4 protein-coding genes are annotated in these 4,589 nt (G+C 58.7%); all 4 read right to left on the bottom strand.

From position 1 onward, the window contains the following. Positions 1-1,533: aminomethyl-transferring glycine dehydrogenase subunit GcvPB (gene gcvPB / locus WBM93_RS04400; RefSeq protein ID WP_424428677.1), on the bottom strand; the 1,533-nt coding region annotated here is incomplete at its 3' end. Beyond that, on the bottom strand, positions 1,530-2,888 hold the full coding sequence (gene gcvPA, locus WBM93_RS04395) for an aminomethyl-transferring glycine dehydrogenase subunit GcvPA (protein ID WP_424428674.1): 1,359 nt from the start codon (positions 2,886-2,888) through the stop codon (positions 1,530-1,532). The genes gcvPB and gcvPA, both read right to left, overlap by 4 nt. 48 nt (positions 2,889-2,936) lie before the next feature. Then, entirely contained in the window at positions 2,937-3,308 is a 372-nt protein-coding gene (gene gcvH, locus WBM93_RS04390) for a glycine cleavage system protein GcvH (protein ID WP_424428671.1), read from the bottom strand. Positions 3,309-3,331: 23 nt separating this feature from the next. After that, complete coding sequence (gcvT, locus tag WBM93_RS04385) at positions 3,332-4,474, bottom strand: glycine cleavage system aminomethyltransferase GcvT (RefSeq protein WP_424428669.1); 1,143 nt, start codon at positions 4,472-4,474, stop codon at positions 3,332-3,334. Positions 4,475-4,589 lie beyond the last annotated feature (115 nt).

Here is a 4,589-nt window from a genome sequence, read left to right as displayed (position 1 = left end):
CTTGCGAGCCGCCTGCGTTTCATCCAGTCGGCGGCGCGGGGCGAAATGGGGAGCGGATTTCAGCAATTCGTCACCCGCCTTGGCCCGTTCTGCAACCGACCGGAACGCACCGATAAACTGGTCAATCGCCGCCTTGCTCTCGGTCTCGGTCGGCTCGACCAGCATCGCGCCATGAACCACCAGCGGGAAATACATGGTCATCGGATGATAGCCCTCGTCGATCATGCCCTTGGCGAGATCGAGCGTAGACAGATCATTGGTGAAACCTTTGTCCGAGAATAACGCCTCGTGCATACACGGCCCGCTATGGGCGAACGGCGCATCAAGCACGGTTTCGAGACTGCGCAGGATGTAATTGGCGTTGAGTACGGCATCTTCGGAAACCTGTTTCAGGCCGTCCGCGCCGTGGCTGAGCATATAGGTCAAAGCGCGAGTGAACATGCCCATCTGGCCGTGGAAGGCGACCATCCGGCCAAAGCTGTTGGCATGATTATCGTCGGCGGTTTCTTCCTCGACCAGCCGGAAATGGCCGTTATCCATTTTCTCGACAATCGGCAGCGGCGCAAATGGCGCCAAAGCTTCGGAAAAGACCACCGGACCGGAACCGGGGCCGCCGCCGCCATGGGGCGTGGAGAAGGTCTTGTGCAGATTGATATGCATGGCATCAACGCCAAGATCGCCGGGACGGACGCGGCCGACAATGGCGTTGAAATTGGCGCCGTCGCAATAGACCAGAGCGCCCGCTGCATGCACCGCATCGGAAATCGCTTTCATATCCGGCTCGAACAGGCCGCAAGTGTTGGGATTGGTAATCATCACCCCGGCAACATCGGGCCCGAGCCGCGCTTTCAACGCTTCGAGATCAACCCGACCATCGCTATTGGCCGGGATATCTTCGACCTTGTAACCGGCAAAGGCCGCAGTCGCGGGATTGGTGCCATGGGCGCTTTCCGGTACCAGAATAACCTCGCGGGCATCGCCGCGCGCCTCCAGCGCCGAACGAATCGCCAATATGCCGCAAAGCTCACCGTGCGCGCCTGCCTTTGGCGACATCGCGACGGCGGGCATGCCGGTCAGCTTCTTCAGCCAATCAGCCAATTCGTGGATCAATTCCAATGCGCCCTGCACGCTTTCCATCGGCTGCAGCGGATGGATATCGGCAAAGCCCTTGAGCCGCGCTATTTTCTCGTTGAGCCGCGGATTATGTTTCATCGTGCAGCTGCCGAGCGGGAACAAGCCGACGTCGATGGCGTAGTTCTGACGGCTGAGCCGGGTGTAATGGCGGACCATTTCGCCCTCTGACAGACCGGGGATAGCGATCGGCGCTTCGCGCTCAAGACCGCCGAAGCGGCTTTCCACTTGCGGTGCGTCAGGGAAATCGACGCCGCTGCGATCCGCAGAACCGATTTCGAAGATCAGCGGTTCGTCGACCATTAGCGCACGATTGCCGGTATGGGTGGTGATTACATTCTGGTCGGGCATGACCAGATTCTCGTCTTGCCTGGTTGGGCGTCCTTCGGCGAGCATGTTCATGACAGGGCTCCTTCAAGAGCAGTGGCCAAGGCCTCGACTTCGCTTTCCGTCGAGGTTTCTGTCACAGCAACAAGCAATCCGTTGGCGAGCGGCATCTGTTCCGGATAAAGCCGGCCAAGGGACACACCGGCCAGGATCCGTTGATCGGCAAGCTGGCGCACAACAGGCCGCGAATCCGTATCAAGCACCAGAGTGAACTCGTTGAAAAAGCTGTCGTTCATCAGGTTCACGCCTTTGATCCGAGACAACCGATCCGCTGCCTGCACCGCCTTTTTGTGATTGAGCAGGGCCAGTTCGCGCAGGCCTTTCTCACCGAGCAAGGTCATGTGCGCGGTGAACGCCAGCGCGCACAGTCCGCTGTTGGTGCAGATATTCGACGTCGCCTTTTCGCGGCGGATATGCTGCTCGCGGGTCGAAAGCGTCAGGACAAAGCCGCGCTTGCCTTCGGCGTCGACGGTCTCGCCGCACAGCCGGCCCGGCATTTGCCGGACATATTTTTGCTTGCAGCCGAACAGCCCGACATAGGGACCGCCAAATTGCAGCCCGACACCCAGCGACTGGCCTTCGCCGACGACGATATCCGCGTCCATTTCGCCCGGCGACTTGATTGCACCGAGAGCGACCGGTTCGGTGACCACGGCAATCAGCAATGCTTTATGTTTATGCGCTTTTTCCGCGATGGCGGAGAGGTTGCCGATCCGGCCCAATATATCGGGATATTGTACGACGACGCAGCTGGTCTTGTCATCAATCTGGTCGAGCAAGTTCTGACCATCGGTGGCGGCTTCAAGGCTCGGCGCTTGATAGGACAGATCATCCTTTGTGAAGCGCGCCATCGTCCTGGCTACCGAAACATAATGAGGATGCAGTCCCGAGGACAGGATCGCCTTGCCGCGTTTGGTAATCCGCCGCGCCATCGTGATTGCTTCCCAGCAAGCTGTAGAGCCGTCGTACATTGAGGCGTTGGCGACATCGACACCGAACAGGCGGGCAACCTGGGTCTGGAATTCGAACAGGGTCTGCAACGTGCCCTGCGCGATTTCCGGTTGATAAGGCGTGTAGGCGGTCAGGAATTCCCCACGCTGGATGATATGGTCAACACTCGCCGGAACATGGTGGCGATAGGCTCCTGCCCCGAGGAAGAACGGCATGTCGCCAGCGGCGTGATTCTTGCGCGCCAGCGCCTTCATATGCGCTTCCACCGCCATCTCGCCCGCATGCATCGGGAGGCCGTGGATCGGTCCTGTCAATTGGGCTTCCCGGGGGACATCTACAAACAAATCGTCGACCGATTTTGCGCCGATGGTGGCCAGCATCGATTGCCGGTCGTCGCGAGTTAGCGGGAGATAACGCATATTTAGTCCTCAATTTTGGACCTTCCTCCGAGGAGGAGGGTCAAATCATTACAGATCGTCGACAAACGCCTTATAGGCTTTCTCGTCCATCAGATCGTCGAGTTCGTCCTTGTCCGACAGCGTGATCCGGAAAAACCAGCCGTCTTCCTCGGCTGAGGAATTGACCAGTCCGGGCTCCTCTTCCAGCATTTCATTCACTTCGATCACTTCGCCGGAAACCGCTGCATAGACGTCGGACGCGGCCTTCACCGATTCGACCACTGCAGCATCGTCACCCTGGCTCAGTTCGGTCCCGACTTCCGGTGTTTCGATAAACACGATGTCGCCCAGCTGTTCCTGGGCATAGTCGGTAATCCCGACGGTTGCGGTGTCGCCTTCGACTTCAACCCATTCATGTTCCTCGGTAAAATATCGGCTCATGGTCGTTTCCTCTTCCTGTCAATCTATAGCTTGGGTTTGCGGTGATAATTATGCGGTACAAAGGGCATATCGGCGACGGTACAGGCAATATTCTTGCCGCGTTGCTCGATCGTGATGGTGGTTCCGGCTGTCGACAGTTCCATCGGCACATAGGCCATCGCAATAGGTCGCTGGAGCGTAGGCGAAAAACCGCCGCTGGTCACATTGCCAATGGTTGCGCCTGCTGCGTCGACCACGGCAGCGCCTTCCCGGACGGGTTGGCGGCCGTCGACGAACAGTCCGACACGTTTCTTCGCCGCCTTGTCCGGATATTGTGCGAGCACCCGCTCCGCGCCGGCGAAATTACCTTCCTCGCGCCGCGCCTTGGAAAGGGCAAAGTTCAAATTGGCTTCGACCGGCAATATGTCGGGATTCATGTCATGACCGTAAAGCGGCAAACCAGCCTCCAAACGGAGACTGTCGCGAGCGCCCAGACCGATTGGCCGCACTTCTTCCAAATCCGACAAAGCGGTTGCGAGAGTTACCGCATGTTCGCCCGGCACGCTGATTTCAAAGCCGTCTTCGCCGGTATAGCCCGAGCGGCTGATCCCGAGCGGGATACCGCGCCACAGAAACGGACCGGCTTCCATGAAATGGAGATCGGTTGGCAAGGGCCAGTCCGGTTCGAAAGGATCAATACCAAGTCTGGCGAGCGCTTGCGCGGCCTTGGGCCCCTGCAGCGCCAAAAGCGCCGCATCTTCCAGATGGTTGAGGGTCAGGCTGTCTGGCAATTGTGCCTGCAGATAGGCGATGTCATCATGCTTGGTCGCGCCGTTGACCACCAGATAGAGATGATGACCGGTATTGGTGACCATCAGATCGTCCAATATCCCGCCATCCTGCGCGAGCAGCAAAGTATAGCGGATTTTGCCGGCAGCCAGCGCAGTCAGATTGCCCGGCGTAATGCGCTCCAGTGCATCGGCTGCGCCTTCGCCGGTCAGCTGGACCTGCCCCATGTGCGACACGTCGAAAAGGCCTGCCTCGGTCCGGGTCCAGATATGCTCGGCCATCACGCCTTCATATTGCACCGGCATTTCATAACCGGCGAACGGCACCATCCGCGCGCCGAGGCTGCGATGCCAGTCGCCTAGTGGCAGTTGTTTCAGATTTTCTGTGGTTTCACTCATCATATTTCCGCATCAAATAGACAGCCCGCAGCAAAGCCCTGCAAAACTGCCCCCTCTGTCACGGAACCTGAGAGTTTCATCCTCCTTCGCCAAGGCTTCGGCGGACAAGCCCGCC

It is taken from the genome of Parasphingorhabdus sp. (assembly GCF_049667325.1).
Classification (GTDB): Bacteria; Pseudomonadota; Alphaproteobacteria; order Sphingomonadales; family Sphingomonadaceae; genus Parasphingorhabdus.
Note: the sequence above shows the minus strand (reverse complement) of the source record. Positions and strands in the feature narration are given on the sequence as shown.